The sequence below is a fragment of the Mesorhizobium sp. 01N446 genome (assembly GCF_056399285.1).
On sequence record NZ_JBFTRA010000005.1, the window covers coordinates 65,799 to 84,301 of the forward strand.

The following is an 18,503-nucleotide window of genomic DNA, read 5'->3' on the forward strand; positions in this document are numbered from 1 at the left end:
CAATTCCAGGAAAAGTGTGGAGCGGTTTTCCGTCCGGAATTGCGTTAAAACAAAAAGATGATCAGGTCAGCGTCGCGTCGGCCGAGCTGTCATCGGCCAGAAGCTTGGCATCGGTACCGTCGAAGCAAAGCTCCACCTTGTCGCCAAGGCCAAAGCTCTCGCCGGTTAGGGGCGAGCGCACGATCGCCGTGGAGCCGTCGGCGAGCCGGACCTCATATTTCGATCCCGAGCCGAGATAGATGGCTTCCGCGATCGTCCCCGGCAACCGGTTGGTGGTGCCTGCAGCGCTCTGGCCAGGACGGCGGATGGCGAGCTTTTCGGGACGCAGCAGCATGACCGGGCTGGCTTCGCCGACGATCCGCCGCGGCGCCGTCACCGTCTCGCCGGCGATCGTCAGCGCCGTGCTCGCGCCGTCGCTTCGCGCCTCTCCGCGCAGCACGGTGGAATCGCCGATGAAGCGGCCGACAAACAGCGTCGCCGGTTCATCGTAGAGCTGGCGACCGGTGCCGACCTGCTCGATGCGCCCGCGATTGAACACGGCGATCCGGTCCGAAAGCACCAGCGCCTCCTCCTGGTCGTGTGTCACATAGACGAAGGTGGTGCCGAGCTCGCGGTGGATGCGCTTGATCTCGAGCTGCAGCCATTCGCGCAGCTTCTTGTCGAGCGCGCCGAGCGGCTCATCCATCAGCAACAGCGGCGGGTCGAAGACGATGGCGCGGGCCAGCGCCACGCGCTGCTGCTGGCCGCCCGACAGCTCGCTGGGATAGCGATGCGCGAAGTCGCCCATCTTGACCATGTCGAGCGCCCTTGCCACGCGCGCCTTTCGCTCTGCCTGGTCGACGCCGCGAAGCGTCAGCGGATAGGCGACGTTGCGGCCGACGCTCATATGCGGGAACAGCGCGTAATGCTGGAAGACGACGCCGATGTTGCGCTTGTGCGCCGGCACGCCGACGACGTTCTTGCCGCCGACCAGCAGCTTGCCGCTGGTCACGTCTGTGAAGCCGGCCACGACATTCAGCGTCGTGGTCTTGCCGGAGCCGCTCGGGCCGAGCAGCGTCATGAACTCGCCGGGCTCGATGCGCAACGACACGCCGTCCAGCGCCTTGAAGCCGCCATAGGCCTTGCTGATCGATTCGAGATCGATCGCCGCGCCCTTGCTCTCCTGTGCCTGCTTCATTGGCGTCCTTTCCGCTCGCGACCAAGAAGAAGCATGCCGCCGCCGATCAGGATCGTTGTGGCCAAAAGCAGGATCGTGCCGACGGCGGCAACGGTCGGGTCGGCGTCGCGGGTGATGGAGGAGAATATCTGCACGGGCAAGGTCTTGAGATAGGGGTTGGTGATGAACAGCGACACGACGATCTCGTCGAAGGAGGTGGCGAAGGCGAAGAGCAGGCCGGACAGGATGCCAGGCAGGATCAGCGGCAGCGTCACCGTGCGGAACGCTGTCAGCGCTCCGGCACCGAGGCTCGCCGCCGCCGTCTCGAGGCGCCTGTCGAACACTTCGAGGCTGGCCGAGACCGCGATCAGCACGAAGGGAAGTGCCAGGATGGTGTGGGCAAGCACGAAGCCCAGCAGCGTGCCGACGAGATGGGTGTCGAGATAGACGGCGTAGATGCCGATGGCCAGCACCACACCCGGCACCACCATCGGCGTCAGCATCAGCATGCGCAGCAGATTGGCCGGCCCGGCCTTCATGCGGTCGAGGCCGAAGGCCGCGAGCGTGCCGAGCACCGTCGCCAGCACCGCCACCACCGAGGCGACCTTGAGCGAGTTGAGGAAGCTCGATGACCAGTCCGGATTGGTGAAGAAGTTCTGGTACCACTGCCAGGAGAAACCTTGCGGCGGAAAGGCCAGCGACTTGTTCTCGTTGAACGACATCGGCACGACGACCAGCGTCGGCGCCACCAGCCATATCGCCACCAGCAGGCAGACGAGGCCGAGGATCACGCGGGTGAGCGGCTTGATCTCCATCAGCGTCTCCCCGCTTCCCGGTACCGCGAGCGCATCACGGGTGCCGCGAGCGCCAGAAGCACGAACGTGGTGACGAGCAGCACCACGCCCATGGCGCCGCCGCGGCCCCATTGCAGCAGGCTGAGCACCTGCGTCTGCACCAGCGTCGACAGCATGGTCGAGCGCGGCCCGCCAAGCAAAGCCGGCGTGATGTAGAAGCCCAGCGCCAGAATGAACACGATGATCGCGCCGGCATAGACGCCGGGCAGCGACAGCGGCAGGTAGACGGTAAAGAACGCGCGTGAAGGTCGTGCGCCCAGGCTTTGCGCGGCCCGCATCAGCCTCAGGTCGATGCCCTTCATCACCGAATAGAGCGGCAGGATCATGAAGGGCAGAAGCACCTGCGCCATGCCGATCACCACGCCGGTCTGGGTACGGATCAGCCTTATGCCGTCAAAGCCGGCCGACCTCAGCAGCGAATTGATGACGCCTGAATCCTGCAGCAGGATCACCCAGGAGAGCGTGCGCACCACCCCGCTCACCCAGAACGGGATAAGCACGCACAGCACCAGCACCAGCCGCACGCGCGGCCCGACGGCGGTCATCAGATAGGCGTAAGGATATGCGCAGATCACGCAGACGATCGTCACCCAGGCCGAGATGGTGAAAGTGCGCTGCAGCACTGTGAGATTGATGGGGGCGCCGAAGAACCAGACATAGTTCTGCACGCCCCATTCCGGCTCCGACAGGCTGCGCACCGCGATGGTGAACAGCGGATAGCCGATCACCGCGACGAGCAGGATCAGCGCCGGCGCCGTGAGCGCGAACGGCCGCCATGCCCGTCCCGGCCGCACATCGGCGGCGGGTTGGGTCGGAAGCTCGGACGCGCTCACGATCTACCTCTCGTTCGCCAGTTCAGTTGCCGGCCATCAGCGCCGACCACTTCTCCTGCGCCACCGCGAAGTTCGGGACCCAGAACTTGAAGTTCTGCTTGTAGCCCTGTTTCTGGCGATCAGGCGTGTTGGTCAGGAAGGCGGCGACGGAATCGTCGACCTTGGGCTTCGCGTCGCTGTTGATCGGCGTGTAGGAGGTCTTCTCCGCCAGGATTTCCTGCGACTGCTTGCCGAGATAGGCGTTGAGCAGCGCGTAGGATGCGTCCGTATCCTTGACGCCGACGGGGATCGTCATCTGGTCCATCACCACCAGCCAATCCTGCCAGGCGGGCGCATATTTGGCGCCGTTCTTGACCGCGGTCATGGCGCGGCCGGTCCACATCATCAGCATGTCGGCCTCGCCGGATTCCGCCAGCTGCTGCGATTCAGCACCGGTCTTCCAGAAGATGGTATCGGGGCCGAGCTTGCGGACCACATCGATGGCCTTGTCGATATCGGCCACCGTCATCGCCTTCGGGTCGCCGCCGGCAACCTTGAACGCCTGCTCGAGCAGACCGCCCGTCGGGCTGCCGGAGCCGTCGATGCCGCGCACACCCGGGAATTTAGCCGTATCGAAGAAGTCGGCCCAGCTCTTGGGCGGATTGTCCTTGTATTTCTCCTTGTTGTACATCAGCACGACGCCGTAGTTCATCGCCGGTACCGAGCATTCGCCGACCTGACCTTCCGGGATTTTCGAGACGTCGAGCTTCGTCAGATCGAGCTTCTGGAACAGCTTGCCGCAATAGACGTATGGCGGCAGGTCGTCGGTGTCGACGACGTCCCAGGTGACATTGCCGGACTCGACCTGCGCCTGCAGCTTGGCGATCTCGGTCGGGCCGTCATTGAGCAGCTTGACGCCGGACTTGTCGACGAATTCCTTCAGCGCCGCCGCCTGGCCGTCCTGGTAGATGCCGCCATAGGAGACGAGCGTCAGGGTCTTGCCCTTGAGCGAGCCTTCCTTGACATCGCCCGCCACCGGCTTCTCCTGCGCGAAGGCCGCGCCAGCCACAACGCCAAGCGCCAGAATGGCGCCAAGGCCTGCAAATCTCGATTTAAACATCACACCAACTCTCCCATTCATGCCCGCGTTTGGATAGGACCTACCTGGCAGCGAGCGGTTTCCAGGCCGTGTATTGATCGAGTTCGGCGCGCACCGAGGTCGGCGGCGCGATGATCCACATCACTTCGGCTCGGCCACTGCCGATGTTTTCTGAGCGATGCGGTGTCGAGGTCGTGTATTCGATGCTGTCACCCTCCTCGAGCACGTGGCGCGCCTCGCCGAGCGAGACCTCAACGACCCCGCGCAGCACGACGAGCATCTCGTGCGCGTCGCCATGGGTGTAGCGATCGGGTCCGGTCGAACCGCCAATGTCGAATTCCCCGACATAGACTTCCATGTCGCTCAGCGGCGGGCGCGACAGCAGCATCTTGCGGCAGCCGTCGCTGGGCGGCAGGCTCGGCCGCTCGCTGCGTCTCAGAACGCCATGGTTTTGCGCGGTACTTTCCTCGAACAGCATGGCGACGCTGACGCCGAGCGCCGAAGCCATCTGGTTGAGCGAGGCAGTGCTGGCCCCTGTGAGACCGCGTTCAAGCTGGCTGATGAAGCTGGCGCTCGTCCCGGTCGCCTCCGCAAGCTCCCGCAGGGACAGCCGGCGGGCGAGGCGAAGGCTCTTGAGGCGCATGCCGAGCACCTGATGAGCATGCGTCGCGGCCGGTGCGTCGCCCGTCTTCACCGAAGCCTTGTCCGACCCCTTGCTCATGCCGTCGCCTCACCGCACTTAACACTCTGTACAGTACCACTGTACAGATGACAAGCCACGCGTGGCGCCAGCGCCGCGCCAAAAGCTGGGCCAGCCTGCAGGCCGGAAGGGTGCGGGAGAGACATGCGCCGACCGATGGACAAGGGGACGTGTAGGAACCCCTACCCTTCGCCCGACAGGTCCCGGCGCGCCTTTTCAAGCTCCTCGGCATAGCGCCGCATGAGGTGCCCCTCGGTCAGCAGGCCGAGCACGATATGATCGGTGAAATCCTCGACGACCGCCAGTTCCTCGGCGCCGGCGCGCTGGAACGTCTCGGCGGCGGCCTGCACGTTCATGCTCGGCACCAGGACGGCATCCTTGTACTGAGCGAGATCGCGCACCGGCACCTCGCCGGCGCCGGGGTCGCTGTGCAGCTCAGCCACGATCAGCACGCCGACATACTGATCGCCCGGGTCGACGGCGATGACGCGCTGGGCCGAACCCAGCGGGATCTGCCTGCGGAAATCCGCCAGCGTCGTCGAGGCATCGATGGTCTTGATGTCCTTACGCATCATCGAGCCGACGGTGAGGCTGCGCATCCAGCCGACATCGTGGGCGCTGCGGATCGTCTCGCCGCGCAGATGGAAGCGCCATGTCGAGAAGGAATAGCCGAAGGTCTCGCGCACCAGGATCGCCGCCATGATCGAGGCCGCCAGCACGACGCCGGTGAGTGTCAGGTCGCGGGTCGATTCCAGCGCCAGGAAGGTCATGGTCAGCGGGCCGCCGACAACACCGACGGCAAGCGAGGTCATGCCGACGACGGCGGCGACCGAAGGGTCGATGCCGGTCGCCGGCGAGACCAGCGCCATCACGCCGGCGAATGCCTTGCCGAGCAGCGCCCCGAGGAACAGCGAGGCGAAGAACAGGCCGCCGCGAAAACCCGAACCAAGCGAGATGGCTGACGCCGCTAGCTTGAGCACGAAGACGCTGGCCACCACGGTCAGCCCATAGTTCATGGCGAATTCGCGGTGCAGCGCGCCATGGCCGCTGGACAGCACTTGCGGCGTGATCAGCCCCAAGAGGCCGACGATGACGCCGCCGATGACGGGGCGCAGCGAGGCATCGACCGACAGCTTGTTGAAGCCGCGTTCGATCAGCGTCACCAGTTGCATGATGGCGATCGAGGCCGCACCGCCCAGCAGACCGAGCAGCAGGAACGGCACGTACTGGCCGGGGGTCAGTTGCGGCAGCCCTGAAAGCTCGAGCGGAAACGGCACGCCGCCGAACATTTCCGCGGTCAACGAGGCCGAGATCGCCGCCGTCATGACCGGCGCGACATTGGCGACCGAGTAGATGCCGATGACCAGTTCGAAACCGTAGAAGGCGCCGGTCAGCGGCGCGTCGAAAGCGGCGGCGATGGCGCCGGCCGCGCCGCAGCCGACCAGGATGCGGACATCGTTGCGACGCAGCCGGAAGATGCGCGCCAGCCGCGAGGCCAGGCCGGATCCGACCTGCGTGTAGCCGGCTTCGAGACCGACCGAGGCGCCGAAGCCGCTGGAGATCATGGTCTGGCCGGCGATGATGAACGTATCGGTCAGCGACATGCGCCCGCCATAGAGCGCGTTGGCCTCGATCGGATCGACCGGAGTGCGGAATTTCCGCAGCCGCAGCCAGATCACCGTCAACCCGAGCAGGGCGCCGCCGACCGCCGGTATCAGCGCCTGCATGGGATTGCCGAGCGAGAACATGCCGGAAAGCCGGCCGCCGGGTTGAACGCCGAACAACAGCCCGTGCAGATCCTGCACGATCTGGCTCATCGCGGTGACCAATATGCCCGCCATGACGCCGACGACGCCCGCCAGGATGACCACGGCGATGCCGCGCGCCTCGAGCAGCGGAATGGATCTCAGAAGCACCGCGCGCAGCCGGCGGGCATAGACTTGTGGCTGGTTTCTGGAAAGCACTCTGGCGGCTCGCCGATATCAAGGGAACGTGGAAGGCTGATACGCCCAGCGATCCAGCATGGCAACCGCGATACAGGTGCATCGGACCCGCAGCGATGTCCCTGCTCCCGCTCGCCTGCGCAATCGACGCAATGCCTGAGAAATGGTATTTTAGCCCGTCACTATTTCCCTCAAGGAGGAGAATATGAGTGCGCGGGGGTTTTTTTCGTTAGCTGCTTGCACGATTTTTTTGAGTTCGTCTGCAATGAGCAGCTCAAGCATAGATATTCCAGTTAGGCAGCATATTTCATACTCGATGTCCCTTTTGCCCGGTGGCAATGCGGAACAGAGCCGACCGACAGAAGGATTTCTTCAGCTTGCGCAGCAGGATGTCTGCTGCCCCGGCGGTTATCCCTGGTACCGTAATTCAACGAACATGTGTTACGGCAGCTACGAAGATTGCCATGACACGGATGGCGGCGGTTGGTCCTGCAGACAGGTCAACGCCTGCTGATGACTTCTGATTGAGAGGCAGCGGCTTTTGCCGTCAGTCCGGTATGGTCAGCGGCCCGCAATCGTCGTCGGCGATGAAGGTCGCCAGCAATTCGGCGGGTTCGGTGGTGCTGGCATTTTCGGCGAAGAGATGGATCGTGCCGGGCGGCTCGAACCAGGTCTGCCCTTGGGTGTAGGTTCCGGCGGGACCGCCTTCGAGCTGCGAGCGCAGCGTGCCCTTCAGGACGAAGGCGCTGACCGAGCCCGGATGCCGGTGGCGCGGCGTAAAACCGTTTGGCGGAAATGCCACGATCACCGTGGTGATCGACTTGCCCGGCACGTTCGGCAGTTTTTCGCAGGAGATCGGCGTGACGACCGTCTTCGGCCGTGCCCCGGCGGCGGCGCCCGCATCGGCATTTGCCATGTGCGCGTGCGTTTCCATGCTCGGCGCGACGCCAACGAAACCTGGGCCGATCCATTTTGCCGCCAGCGCGACCACAACCCCGATCGCACTGAGGGCGATAAGCGATTGGCCGGTACGCAGACGCGCTTGATTGCCGATCATATCGATGTCTCCGAATTCAGGCAGGCAAACGGAAATCGGCGCGCCAGCCGAGTTCCTTGATCGCCTTTTGCGTCGAAACAGCCGGGTTGGGTTCCGCCACGTTGAAGATGCCGGGCGCGCCCTTGTCGAGCGCGAGCAGCGCCGCATAGGCAGCGGCGTCGACATGGACCGGCGACGCGCCGGCGGCCGTGTCGGTTCCCGTACCCGGCCCATAGAGCTGACCGTACCGCAGCACGATGCCCGCGAATGGCGCGTTGAGAACGGCCTTTTCCAGGGCAATGACACCGCCTACGCTGATGCCGCGATTACCGCTCGCTCCGCCATCCAGCGGATCGGCTTCGCCATGCGGCTCCGGGCCCGCCGCATAGGCCCAGGCGATGCTTTGCGCCACCATGCGCCGGACACCGGAGGCGACGGCGGCCGCGACCAGATTGCGCGTGCCCTCGTCGCGGATACGGGCATTGCGCACAATCGCTTCGCCCATCCGGCTCGGATCCAGCCCTGGCGGCAGGTCGGTCAGCTGGTGGATGACGATATCAGGCCGGGCGGCAAGCATGGAGCGCGACAGCGCCTCGGCATCGAAGACATCGACGATCGCCGGCTCGGCGCCGAGGGCGCGCAATGTCGCGGCCTTGTCCGCATTGCGCGTCGTCCCCGTCACCTGATGGCCGGCGGCCATAAGTTGCGGAATCAGCCGTTGGCCTATGGCGCCGGAGGCACCGGCAAGAAAGATTCGATGACCCATCGTCATGGACTCCGTATTGTCCTAATATCAGTGCACGAACAACATATAAGAGCTCTTACATTATGCGCAAGCCGGATCCGCACTCATCGATACCCGCTCCCGGCGAAGGCAAACGCGGCGAGGAAGGCTATCTCGGCTATCTCCTGCGCCAGGCCGCCGGCGCGCATCGGCTCAGAATGGACCGCGCGCTGGGCGATCTCGGCGTGACGCAGCCGCAATTTGCCACGCTGACCATGCTTGCCGCCTATCCCGGCCTCTCCAACGCAGATCTTGCCCGGCTGGCGCTGCTCACCCCGCAAACGCTCAGCGTCATCGTCGCCAATCTCGAAAGGGCCGGTTCGCTGGTGCGCAAGCCGCATGCCGTCCACGGCCGCATCCAGCACATCGATCTCAGCGACAGCGGTCGCGCACTGCTGCGCGCCTGCCGCGAGCGCGTGAAAAGACTGGAAGGCGAGCTGACCGCCGGGCTTTCCGCCGAGGATGAGCGCATTGTCCGGCGCTGGCTGGTTGGCGTGGCAACGACGGACGGGGACTGATTGCTGGCGGCTGAAGACTCCTCGAGCAGCTGCCGCTCAAGTCGGTTTGGGCTCGCCCGCTTCATAGAGGACCAGATTGCGCTCGCCGATGCCAAGCGCCGGCCAGCTTGAGCGCCACTCGGCGATGTGCGGCGAGCGAAAATGCGCGTCGAGCGCGGCCTTGTCGCGCCACACCTCTGTGACCCGGATCAGCCCTGCATCGAGCACGTCGCGCGCATAGGAATATTCGAGGCAGCCATCCTCGGCGCGGCTGCCCGAGATCATGCGCTCCATCACCGGCCTTGCCTCCTCCAGCTTTCCGGCGGGTAGGCGGATCGTGCCGATGATCAGGAGCATGGGGTTTCCTTCTTGCGGGATCGTCGATCTGGCCACTTTCCCACCCTCGCGCAAGCTTGGCCAGCTACCCTCGCCGGGCTGTCCCATGCGCGGCAGTCTATGGTTCGAGGACTTATATGGCGATCAGCGAAAGCATCCAGCCCGGCGCGGTGGCCAAGAACGGCCGCGACGTCTTCTTCGCGCTCGGCATCGTCATCATCCTGGCCGTGCTGTTCCTGCCGATCCCAGCCTTCCTCATCGACATCGGCCTCGCCTTCTCGATCGCCCTTTCGGTGCTGATCCTGATGGTGGCGCTGTGGATCCAGCGGCCACTCGATTTCTCCTCGTTCCCGACCGTGCTGCTCATCGCCACGATGCTGCGGCTGTCGCTCAACATCGCCACCACCCGCATGATCCTGTCGCATGGCAACGAGGGCACGCACGCCGCCGGCTACGTCATCGCCGGCTTCTCCAAGCTGGTGATGGCCAGCGACTTCGTCATCGGTCTGATCGTCTTCATGATCCTGATCGTGGTGAACTTCATCGTCATCACCAAGGGCGCAACGCGTATCGCCGAAGTCGGCGCCCGCTTCACCCTCGACGCCATCCCCGGCAAGCAGATGTCGATCGACGCCGACCTTTCCGCCGGCATGATCGACGACAAGACCGCGCAATTGCGCCGCCGCGAACTGGAAGAAGAAAGCTCCTTCTTCGGCTCAATGGACGGTGCCTCGAAATTCGTGCGCGGCGACGCCATTGCCGGCCTCATCATCACCGCCATCAACATCGTCGGCGGCATTGCCATTGGCTATATCAGGCACGGCATGGGCATGGGCGAGGCCGCCGACGTGTTCATCAAGCTGTCGGTTGGCGACGGTCTCGTCACCCAGATCCCGGCGCTGATCGTCTCGCTCGCCGCCGGCCTGCTGGTTTCCAAGGGCGGCACCCGCGGCTCGACCAACCAGGCCGTGTTCGGCCAGCTCGGCGCCCATCCGCGCGCGCTTTACGTGGCGGCGGCGCTGCTGGTGCTGCTGGGCCTGATGCCCGGCCTGCCACTGTTCCCCTTCTTCGCATTGGCCGGCGGCATGGCCGGCCTCGGCTACATCATCCCGATGCGCGCCAACCGCGTCCTCGCCGAGGCCGAGGCGCTGAAGACCCAGGAAAAGGCGACCAAGGCCGAGGAAGAGAAGAACTCGGTCAAGGCTTCGCTCGCCACCGCCGAGATCGAACTTTTGATCGGCAAGCAGCTGTCGACCCGGCTTTTGGTTTCGCATCAGGAGCTGGTCTTCCGCATGGCCAAGATGCGCAAGAAATTCGCCCAGCAATACGGCTTCGTCGTACCGGAAGTGCGCGTTGCCGACGATTTCGCCATCCCGCCGAAAAGCTACCAGATCAAGGTGCACGGCACGGTGGTCGCCGAGTATTCGATGCGCGTCGGCGAGATCATGGTGCTGCTCGGCAGCCGCGACGTGCCCGAAATCCCCGGCGAAGAGATCCGCGAGCCGGCCTTCGGCATGCGCGCCTATTCCGTCATGGAAACCTTCGCGGAGGATCTGAAGCGCGAGAACTACACCTTCGCCGACAACATGTCGGTGCTGCTCACCCATCTCTCGGAAGTCATCCGCAACAACCTGCCGCAGCTTCTGTCCTACAAGGACATGAAGGCGCTGCTCGAGCGCCAGGACCAGGAATATCGCAAGCTGGCCGACGAGATCTGCACCACGCACATCTCCTATCCCGGCCTGCAGGCGGTGCTGAAGCTGCTCCTCGCCGAGCGCGTCTCGATCCGCAATCTGCACCTGATCATCGAGGCCATCGCCGAGATCGCGCCGCATGTGCGCCGCACCGAGCAGATCGTCGAGCATGTCCGCATCCGCATGGCCCAGCAGATCTGCGGCGACCTCTCAGAAGGTGGCGTGCTGAAGGTGCTGCGTCTCGGCAACCGTTGGGATCTCGCCTTCCATCAAAGCCTCAAGCGCGACGCCAAGGGCGAGGTGCGCGAGTTCGACATCGATCCGCGCCAACTCGAGGAATTCGGCCAGGACGCCACCAAGGCGATCAAGAAGTTCCTCGAGGCCGGCGAGCGCTTCGTCCTGGTCACTGCACCCGACGCCCGCCCCTATGTGCGCATGATCATCGAGCGACTGTTCACCACGCTGCCGGTGCTCTCCCATGTCGAAATCGCCAAGGGCGTCGAGATCAGGGTGCTCGGGACCATATCGTGAGCGTTCTCTCGCAGAGCGTCGTCATCGCGGCGTTCCTCGCCTTCTGCCGCATCGGCGCCTGCTTCATGCTGATGCCGGGCCTCTCCAGCGCCCGCGTGCCGGTGCAGGTCAGGCTGTTCGTGGCGGTTGCCGCCACCGGCGGCCTGCTCGCCTTCCTGTGGGACCGGATCATCCCCTTCGTCGATCCGCGCCCGCAGATCCTGGTGCCGATGATCATCTCGGAACTGCTGGTCGGCGGGCTGATCGGCGCCATGACCAGGCTCTACATGGAAGCGCTGCGTTTCATGGGCTCGGCCATCGCCATGCTGATCGGCTATGGCGGCTCGGGCGGGCCGGCGATCGAGGAGCCTGAACCGCAGGCGGCGCTCGCCGCCATCATCTCGTTCTCGGCGCTGCTGATGCTGTTCGTCTTCGACTTCGACCACGAGATCGTGCGCGCCCTGGTGGCGTCCTATACGGTCGCGCCGGTCAACGTCTTCTTCAACCCGCAGGCCGCACTCGTCGACATCACCGACACCGTGTCGGACACCTTCTTCCTGGTCATCCGCCTCGGCAGCCCGTTTGTCGCCTATGCCATCCTGGTCAACCTGACGATCGGCTTCGTCAACAAGCTGACCCCGCAGATCCCGATCTATTTCATCTCCCAGCCCTTCGTCATCGCCGGCGGCATGATCATCTTCTATTTCGCCTTCGGCACCATGCTGTCGCTGTTTGTCGACGGTTTCGTCGACCTGACTCTGGCGAGGTGAGATGAGCACACGCAAGGAACGCCTGAAGAAACTGGTCAAGGTGCAGGAGCAACTGACGGCGCTGCACGAGACCCGCCACGCCACCTTCCTGGCCGCGGCAAACGCGGCGGAAACCGAGGCCAGGGATTTGCTCGGCCATTTCGACCAGGACAATTCGCTGTCCGGCCTGTTCCCGGATCTCTATCACCGCCGCATCGCCCAGGCGGTGGTGCGCCAGGAGAAGAGCCTGGAAAGCGCCAGGCAGGAGGCCGGCCTGATCGCCACGGCAAACGCGCGCACCAACATGGTCGAGCGCGCCTACAAGGACGTGCGCAACCGCGACGAGCGCGAGCGCTCCGACCGCGAAAGGCTGGATCTGATCGCGCAGAAGCGGAACGAGGAATAGCGGCGGAATCCGTTGCGAACACAAGTCCTCCACGACGCGAACGGCAGCTTTGCAGCGCATGTCGGCCGCACAAGGCAATGATTTCGTCTTCACTTTCCGGAGAACGGAAGCTCTAATCTTGTGGGGGCTGCTTCAAGGTCGGTCCTGGATCGTGGGAGGGGTGCGACATGGTGGATTCCGACCGGATCGATAGGCTGATCGCTGCGGTGCCCGCCGCTTTGGCGATTCGAGCCGGGCTGGACCTTGGCATCTTCACCCGGCTCGCTGGCGATGCCGCGACTGCCGGCAGCCTTGGGGCCGCGCTCAAGGTCGAGCCCGCTCGTCTGTCGCGGCTCCTTTACGCGCTCGCCAGCATCGGTCTCCTCGAGGTCGAGGATGGCCGGTTTCGCAACGGAACCGAAGCGGCGGCCTTCCTCGACGCGTCCAAGCCGACCTATCGCGGCGGCGATCATGCGCTCCTGCGCGAACTGTGGGGAGCCGACCTGTTGACCGCGGAGTCGCTGCGCCAGAACCGGCCGGCCGCACTGCACGACTTTTCCGAAGCGGGGCCTGAGTCCGCGGCGGCCTTCAGCCGCATGCTCGCACCGGGCGGGGTGATTTTCGGCCGACATCTGGCCCGGGAGATCGACCTCTCTGCGATCCGTTCGGTGATCGACATCGGCGGGGGCGCCGGGACCATTCTCGTCGGACTTCGCGAGCAGCGACCACAGATCGCGGCGACGCTGATGGAACTGCCGACAGTCGCGGCGGTCGCGCCTTCTATCCTGGCGGAATACGGTGCGGATGACGTGGTTGTCGAAGAAGGGGACATAACTGTCGCGCCATCCATCGGCCGGCACGACCTGGCGATCCTGAAGGCCGTCGTCCAGGTCCTTCCGCCGGACCAGGCGCGCAGGTCGATCCTGAACGCGGCGCGTTGCGTCACACCAGGAGGCGAGATTGCAATTGCGGGGTGGGGTGTAGTCGATGACGACCGCCTCGGCCCGCCCGAGGGTGTCTTTCTCAATCTGACCTTCCTGAACCTCTATCGCCACGGCGAATCCTACACGGAAGGTCAGTATCGCGCATGGATGACCGAGGCCGGATTCCGGGACATCTCCAGATCGCGCCTCACAGACGGCACCGCCCTGTTTCGCGGGCGCCTCACGGGCTGATCGTCACTGAATGGCTGGTTACGTACGCAAGAGGGGCAGTCATTGGGGGTCAGCGGACGCAGCCTGCCAGCGCCGTTGCATTGGCGCCACCTCGGGTCGAAAATGCCTGCATGGAAGCAGTTCCCAAGCTCACGACACCAAGGCTCGTGCTTCGCGCGCCGAGCGAACAGGATATCCCGGCATGGTTTGCGCGCGCGACGGATGTCGAATCCGCCTCCCTTGCCGGCGATCCCGTTCCCGGCGACATAAGCGCGGGGCAGCGATGGTTCGCCCGTTCGCGTCAGCGTTTCGCTGACGGCAAGGCGATCCAGTGGTCCATAGACCTGGCAGGCGTATCGGACGCGATCGGAACGATAACCCTGACCTTCGGCGCGGCCGACGCCAATTCAGCCGCGTTGGGATTTGTACTGGCGCGGGCGCATTGGGGGCACGGACTGGGCAGCGAAGCGGCGCGCGAAGTCCTGCGCTATGCCTTTGCAACCCTGGCGCTTGAACGGGTGACGGCCGAAGCAGCGACGCGCAATTTCGCGTCGCTGCGGATATTGGCGAAGCTCGGCTTCGAACATATCGAGAGCTTCATCGATAACACCGACGGCGAGCACTGCGAGCGTTTCTCACTCGACGCGGATATCGGATCGTCACTGTTGACGAGGAATTCTGCCTAGAGCCTACCGCCGATATCGGAGCATTGCAGAGGCAGGGTCCAGTGCTTGCTCAGGTCAATTGCACGTATCCGCAGCCTTGAGCGCTTCGGCACGGGAAGGTTCGTGCAAATCCGCGATCCGTCGAACGGCAGCGTAGAACCTTGGATAATCGCCGGAACACACATCGAACAGATGAAGAAATGCCGGAACCTGTTCACCGTAGACGGCAGTCGCGGCGAGCTTTGCGTTGTTGATCGGGGCATTGAACCAGGCGTCGTATCCCCGGTAGCCGGCCCAGCGCTTGTCCCTCATCTGCCGGTAGCGCATCCGCAACTTGTCGATCGTGGCCGCCTTGGCAGCCGCCATCTGCGCAGGGGCGCGGGGACTTCCATAGACCTGCCGCAACTCATCGCGCGTTTGCGCGATCAGTCCGAGAAAATCCGCCCGGCGCTTGCGATCGGTTTCGTAACGCCGCAATCCGGCGGGATCGCCGGTGGCGCGGAGCCATTTCCTCACACCGCTGGTTTCGACGGCGACCGCGAAAGCCTCGTTGAACGCGGAGTCGTTGTTCACATAGATCTTCTGATGCGCCAGCTCATGGAAGATAAGGCTGGCGATATAGGTGTCGTCCTGGCGCAGCATGGTGCTGAGCAGCGGGTCGCTGAACCAGCCCAGCGTGGAGTAGGCGGTGACGCCCGATACATAAACGTCCAGCCCTTGCCGCTGCAGTTCGGCGGCGTTTTCAGCCGCTGATTTCTGGGAGAAGTAACCCCGGTACGGAACGCAGCCGAAGACCGGAAAGCACCATGTTATCGGCGTAAGCGAGAATTGCGGCGCGGCAAAAACCGCAAGGGTCACATCGGCCCGGCCGATGTCGACATAGCTGCGATAGCTGCTGTTGTCGGGCAGCGCCAGTTGTTCCGTGGCAAAGCGGCGCATGGCGCTGGCCGACGTCAATTTGGCGCGCAATGCCTTGGGCGTCGAGGGATCGCGGATGAGCCTTCCGACGTTCTTCCGCGCGGCCATGATCTGCACATGGCCCTCCACCGACTGCGCGTAATAGGAAATGCTGGTGCAGCCGGCCAGGCCGAACGCCACAATCACAGCGGCAAGCATTCGAAGAACGCGCTTCACTGATTGCCCACCGCTTGCCCATCCCATGCAGCAAATGTCTCGCCCCCCGTTGTCAAACAGGCACACCAGTTCTCGTCAAGTCCCGCAAAGGGCAGCGGGTCGGCTTTCTACATTGGAGCACAAGACATTCGCGGCGTGAAACGTTGAACTGGTCTAGGTCCCCAGGGGAACATCCGCTTGCGGCTCGGCATCCTTCGGGGTTTCAGGACTCGGACGAAAGCGTGCGCCTTTCAGCCACAGCTTCAGCGCCTCCCAGTGAATGCCAAGCATGATCTTCAAAGTCATCAGCGGAAACCTGATCAGGCACGCGCCGAGGTCCGGCGTTGCGAGCGGGCGCGCGGCGCCAATAAAGGTGGCCGAGAGCAATGGGGCGCCGTCTTCCGTCTCATGTATGCGAAGCCTGACCATCCTGCCGGGCGGCAAGATGCGGAAATGATAGCGCGTGTCCATGCCGATGAAGGGCGAGACGTGGAAGAGCTTGGCTTGCGTCTGGCGCACCCCGGCAGGGCCGAGTTCGCCCGGCCGGATCGGCGACACATAGATATGCCGGGCGCCGAACGTGTTGCGAACGGCGTAAATCAAGGCGATCAGCGCGTCGTTGTCGTCGTAGCAGAAATAGACCGAGATCGGATTGAAGACGTAGCCGAAGATGCGGGGATAGGCGAGCAGCAGCACGCGAGCCGGCGACTTCTTGATGCCGGCTTCGGTAAGCTGCCTGTCGGCGAAGGCCCGCAGGGTTTCTCCTGGTGTCTCGACATGGTCGCTCTCATGGAACGAGGCCAGGCCGGGCCGGTTGACCCGCAACAGCCATGTCATGCGGTCGAGTTCGGCAAGCCTGTCTATATCGACCAGCAGCGAGAATACGCGATAGGTGAAGCGGTGGCCGAACGGCTTCAGCCGCGCATGCATGACTTCGCCGGGATAGAGCACGCCCACTGCCTGCGGCGGCGGGCCGTTCTGCTCCAGGGTGGTGATCCGTTCGTCCACGTCGGTAGAAGCCTTATTCCGCAGCCAGCAGCGCCCTGGGCAGAGTCGCCGCGCATCGCCGCCACGGCACCTCCGCGCCGAGCGCGATCGCCGCGTCGAGGCCCGAGCGCAAGCCGTCTTCATGAAAGCCGTGGCCGGTCCAGGCGCCGGCAAAATAGGTGCCACGCACGCCCTGTATGTCATCGAGACGGGCTTGTGCGGACAGGGCACGCGCATCGTATTGCGGATGGTCGAATGTCCATTCGCCGAACACCAGTTCGGGGCGCGGCTCGACAACGGGATTGAGCGAAACAAACAACGGCTTTGCAGCGTCGATTCCCTGCAAGCGGTTCATCCAGTAGGTGACTGATACTTCCGGTTCGTCGCGATCGCAGGAGCAGCGCAGATAGTTCCACGCCGCCCAGGCGGCCCGCCGCTTCGGCATCAGGCGGGGGTCTCTATGGAGCACCACCCGGTTGGGACGATACGGTATGGCTGAAAGGATCGATTCTTCGACACTCGATGCATCGCCGAGCATGGCCAGCGCCTGGTCGCTGTGGCCGGCGATGACCACATTGTCGAAGCGCTCCGGCGCTTCATCGCCCGCCCACACGGTAATGCCGAAGACATCGCGCACCATTGTCTTGACGGGCGACGACAGGCGCAGCGCCGATCCAAGCGGCGCCAGGAGCTTGCGCAGATAATTGCGCGACCCACCGCTCACCGTGCGCCACATCGGCCGCGTATCATTGTCGATCAGGCGATGGTTCTCGAAGAAGCTGATGAAGCTTGCGGCCGGATAATCCAGCATTTTGGCGCGCGGCGTCGACCAGATCGCCGCCGCCATCGGGATGAGATAATTGTCGCGAAAGCCCGCGGAGAAACCCCGTGTCCGCAGATAATCACCGATCGAGACGTTGCCCAACGTGCCGCTGTCACGCTCGGCGATGCAAGCCTTGTTGAATCGCAGGATTTCCCGCAGCATCCACAGGAAGCCCGGCGAAAAGACATTGCGCTTCTGGGCGAATATGGTTCGCAGCGTCGAACCGCACCATTCGAGCTTGCCGCCGTCGAGCGAAAGTGAAAAGCCCATGTCGCTCTCATGCGTGGCCACGCCGAGATGCGAAAACAGCGCGGTCAGATCCGGATAGGCCAGTTCGTTGTAAACGATGAAGCCCGTGTCGACCGAAATCGGTGTCCCGTCATAGTCGATGTCGACGGTCGCGGTATGGCCGCCTGCGCGGTCAGAGGCCTCATAGAGAGTGACGTCGGCGCTCGGCTGCAATGCCCACGCGGCGGCGGCACCCGATATGCCCGACCCGATGATGGCGATTTTCTTTCTGCCGTTGGAGCCGCCACGGTGAATGGGCACGATGTTCATCGAAAATCCTTGTTTGGAATCAAGTCTGTAAGGTGCGGGCGGCACCCCTGGGCATTTGTAGATACGCAAGAATCCGGTGTGAGTTTCAGTCTGGCGAAAGGGATATTTTGCCGGCAGATGAAGGCGTGTGGAACCAGCCCTGCCGCTGGCGTCATCAGCGAGCGCGAGACCAGTTGACCGATTTGCAAATCAGCCCGCCAACGAGGCAGCCACGCGTGACCAGGGTCTGCCCGGTCACCTTGAGCTGGATCGCATAGGTCAGCGCCCGCTTTGCGTCGAAAGCCTTGCCGGTCAGCGTGTCTGCGGACTTCGGCTTCAGCGTCATGACCAGCTTGTCGCCGACAGCTTCACCGCCGCTGGTGTCCTTGATCCAGACATTTGTGGCGCAGATATCCGAACCGCATGGGGCGATCCGGACCTTCGCATTACCGTCACCACGGTTCCATGTGCCGCTGGGGTCAGGCGCCGATGCGGCAAACGCCGATCCGCTGAAGGAGACAAAAAGGAAAAGGCCTGCCGCCACTGCCACTCGGTTCATCAGTCGCCCTTGTCACTCGTTTTACGAAGCTACGGACGACTTGCCGGGTGAGTTTCGGCCGGTCGAAACTATCGCGGCTGAAAACCGTTGCTGAGATCAACAGCCAATGG

General features: G+C 63.9%; 19 protein-coding genes. 6 read left to right on the forward strand and 13 right to left on the reverse strand.

All coding sequences use genetic code 11. From position 1 onward, the window contains the following. Window positions 1-61: 61 nt before the first annotated feature. The 8 genes from AC1DPX_RS19580 to AC1DPX_RS19615 all read right to left on the reverse strand — a co-directional run bounded on the left by AC1DPX_RS19580 (window position 62) and on the right by AC1DPX_RS19615 (window position 8,366). Window positions 62-1,177, reverse strand: coding sequence for an ABC transporter ATP-binding protein (locus AC1DPX_RS19580; protein ID WP_477238923.1), 1,116 nt, complete (start codon window positions 1,175-1,177; stop codon window positions 62-64). After that, window positions 1,174-1,971, reverse strand: coding sequence for an ABC transporter permease (locus AC1DPX_RS19585; protein WP_477238925.1), 798 nt, complete (start codon window positions 1,969-1,971; stop codon window positions 1,174-1,176). Before AC1DPX_RS19585 ends, AC1DPX_RS19580 begins: the two co-directional genes overlap by 4 nt. Continuing rightward, on the reverse strand, window positions 1,971-2,843 hold the full coding sequence (locus AC1DPX_RS19590; protein ID WP_477238927.1) for an ABC transporter permease: 873 nt from the start codon (window positions 2,841-2,843) through the stop codon (window positions 1,971-1,973). Before AC1DPX_RS19590 ends, AC1DPX_RS19585 begins: the two co-directional genes overlap by 1 nt. A 22-nt stretch (window positions 2,844-2,865) precedes the next feature. Beyond that, the gene (locus AC1DPX_RS19595) at window positions 2,866-3,942 is read right to left on the reverse strand and encodes an extracellular solute-binding protein (protein WP_202358054.1); all 1,077 of its coding nucleotides are present in this window, start codon (window positions 3,940-3,942) and stop codon (window positions 2,866-2,868) included. A gap of 40 nt (window positions 3,943-3,982) precedes the next feature. Next, window positions 3,983-4,642 (reverse strand): helix-turn-helix domain-containing protein, encoded by a 660-nt coding sequence (locus tag AC1DPX_RS19600; protein WP_477238929.1) that lies wholly within the window; start codon window positions 4,640-4,642, stop codon window positions 3,983-3,985. Between the two features lie 161 nt (window positions 4,643-4,803). Beyond that, entirely contained in the window at window positions 4,804-6,585 is a 1,782-nt protein-coding gene (locus AC1DPX_RS19605) for a chloride channel protein (protein WP_477238931.1), read from the reverse strand. 526 nt (window positions 6,586-7,111) lie between these two features. Then, entirely contained in the window at window positions 7,112-7,621 is a 510-nt protein-coding gene (locus AC1DPX_RS19610) for a cupin domain-containing protein (RefSeq protein WP_477238933.1), read from the reverse strand. A 16-nt stretch (window positions 7,622-7,637) separates the two neighbouring features. Next, window positions 7,638-8,366 (reverse strand): NAD-dependent epimerase/dehydratase family protein, encoded by a 729-nt coding sequence (locus AC1DPX_RS19615; protein ID WP_477238935.1) that lies wholly within the window; start codon window positions 8,364-8,366, stop codon window positions 7,638-7,640. Window positions 8,367-8,428: 62 nt separating this feature from the next. Here AC1DPX_RS19615 and AC1DPX_RS19620 point away from each other — a divergent pair, with 62 nt between their 5' ends. Further along, complete coding sequence (locus tag AC1DPX_RS19620; RefSeq protein WP_477238937.1) at window positions 8,429-8,902, forward strand: MarR family winged helix-turn-helix transcriptional regulator; 474 nt, start codon at window positions 8,429-8,431, stop codon at window positions 8,900-8,902. Between the two features lie 36 nt (window positions 8,903-8,938). Here AC1DPX_RS19620 and AC1DPX_RS19625 read toward each other — a convergent pair whose 3' ends face one another. Further along, complete coding sequence (locus AC1DPX_RS19625) at window positions 8,939-9,238, reverse strand: putative quinol monooxygenase (protein WP_477238939.1); 300 nt, start codon at window positions 9,236-9,238, stop codon at window positions 8,939-8,941. 116 nt (window positions 9,239-9,354) lie between these two features. Between AC1DPX_RS19625 and flhA the strand changes: the two genes are divergently transcribed. From flhA to AC1DPX_RS19650, 5 genes are all read left to right on the forward strand, one after another. After that, window positions 9,355-11,442, forward strand: coding sequence for a flagellar biosynthesis protein FlhA (flhA, locus tag AC1DPX_RS19630; RefSeq protein WP_202358048.1), 2,088 nt, complete (start codon window positions 9,355-9,357; stop codon window positions 11,440-11,442). Further along, window positions 11,439-12,191: a flagellar biosynthetic protein FliR gene (gene fliR, locus AC1DPX_RS19635; protein ID WP_202358047.1), complete on the forward strand. Its 753-nt coding sequence runs from the start codon at window positions 11,439-11,441 to the stop codon at window positions 12,189-12,191. Before flhA ends, fliR begins: the two co-directional genes overlap by 4 nt. A 1-nt stretch (window position 12,192) precedes the next feature. Then, the gene (locus tag AC1DPX_RS19640; RefSeq protein WP_477238941.1) at window positions 12,193-12,576 is read left to right on the forward strand and encodes a hypothetical protein; all 384 of its coding nucleotides are present in this window, start codon (window positions 12,193-12,195) and stop codon (window positions 12,574-12,576) included. A gap of 167 nt (window positions 12,577-12,743) precedes the next feature. Next, on the forward strand, window positions 12,744-13,730 hold the full coding sequence (locus AC1DPX_RS19645; protein WP_477238943.1) for a methyltransferase: 987 nt from the start codon (window positions 12,744-12,746) through the stop codon (window positions 13,728-13,730). Between the two features lie 146 nt (window positions 13,731-13,876). Further along, window positions 13,877-14,395, forward strand: a complete 519-nt coding sequence (locus tag AC1DPX_RS19650; RefSeq protein WP_477238945.1) for a GNAT family N-acetyltransferase — start codon at window positions 13,877-13,879, stop codon at window positions 14,393-14,395. 54 nt (window positions 14,396-14,449) lie between these two features. Here AC1DPX_RS19650 and AC1DPX_RS19655 read toward each other — a convergent pair whose 3' ends face one another. The 4 genes from AC1DPX_RS19655 to AC1DPX_RS19670 form a co-directional block, all read right to left on the reverse strand. Continuing rightward, a complete protein-coding gene (locus AC1DPX_RS19655) occupies window positions 14,450-15,490 on the reverse strand; it encodes an aminopeptidase (protein ID WP_202359309.1) in 1,041 nt (346 codons plus the stop codon). Between the two features lie 171 nt (window positions 15,491-15,661). Beyond that, window positions 15,662-16,495 (reverse strand): DUF1365 domain-containing protein, encoded by an 834-nt coding sequence (locus AC1DPX_RS19660; protein WP_477238947.1) that lies wholly within the window; start codon window positions 16,493-16,495, stop codon window positions 15,662-15,664. 13 nt (window positions 16,496-16,508) lie between these two features. After that, window positions 16,509-17,855 carry an NAD(P)/FAD-dependent oxidoreductase gene (locus tag AC1DPX_RS19665; RefSeq protein WP_202358043.1) on the reverse strand — a complete coding sequence of 449 codons (1,347 nt, stop codon included), beginning with the start codon at window positions 17,853-17,855 and terminating at the stop codon, window positions 16,509-16,511. Window positions 17,856-18,009: 154 nt separating this feature from the next. Then, entirely contained in the window at window positions 18,010-18,393 is a 384-nt protein-coding gene (locus tag AC1DPX_RS19670; RefSeq protein ID WP_202358042.1) for a DUF2147 domain-containing protein, read from the reverse strand. Window positions 18,394-18,503 lie beyond the last annotated feature (110 nt).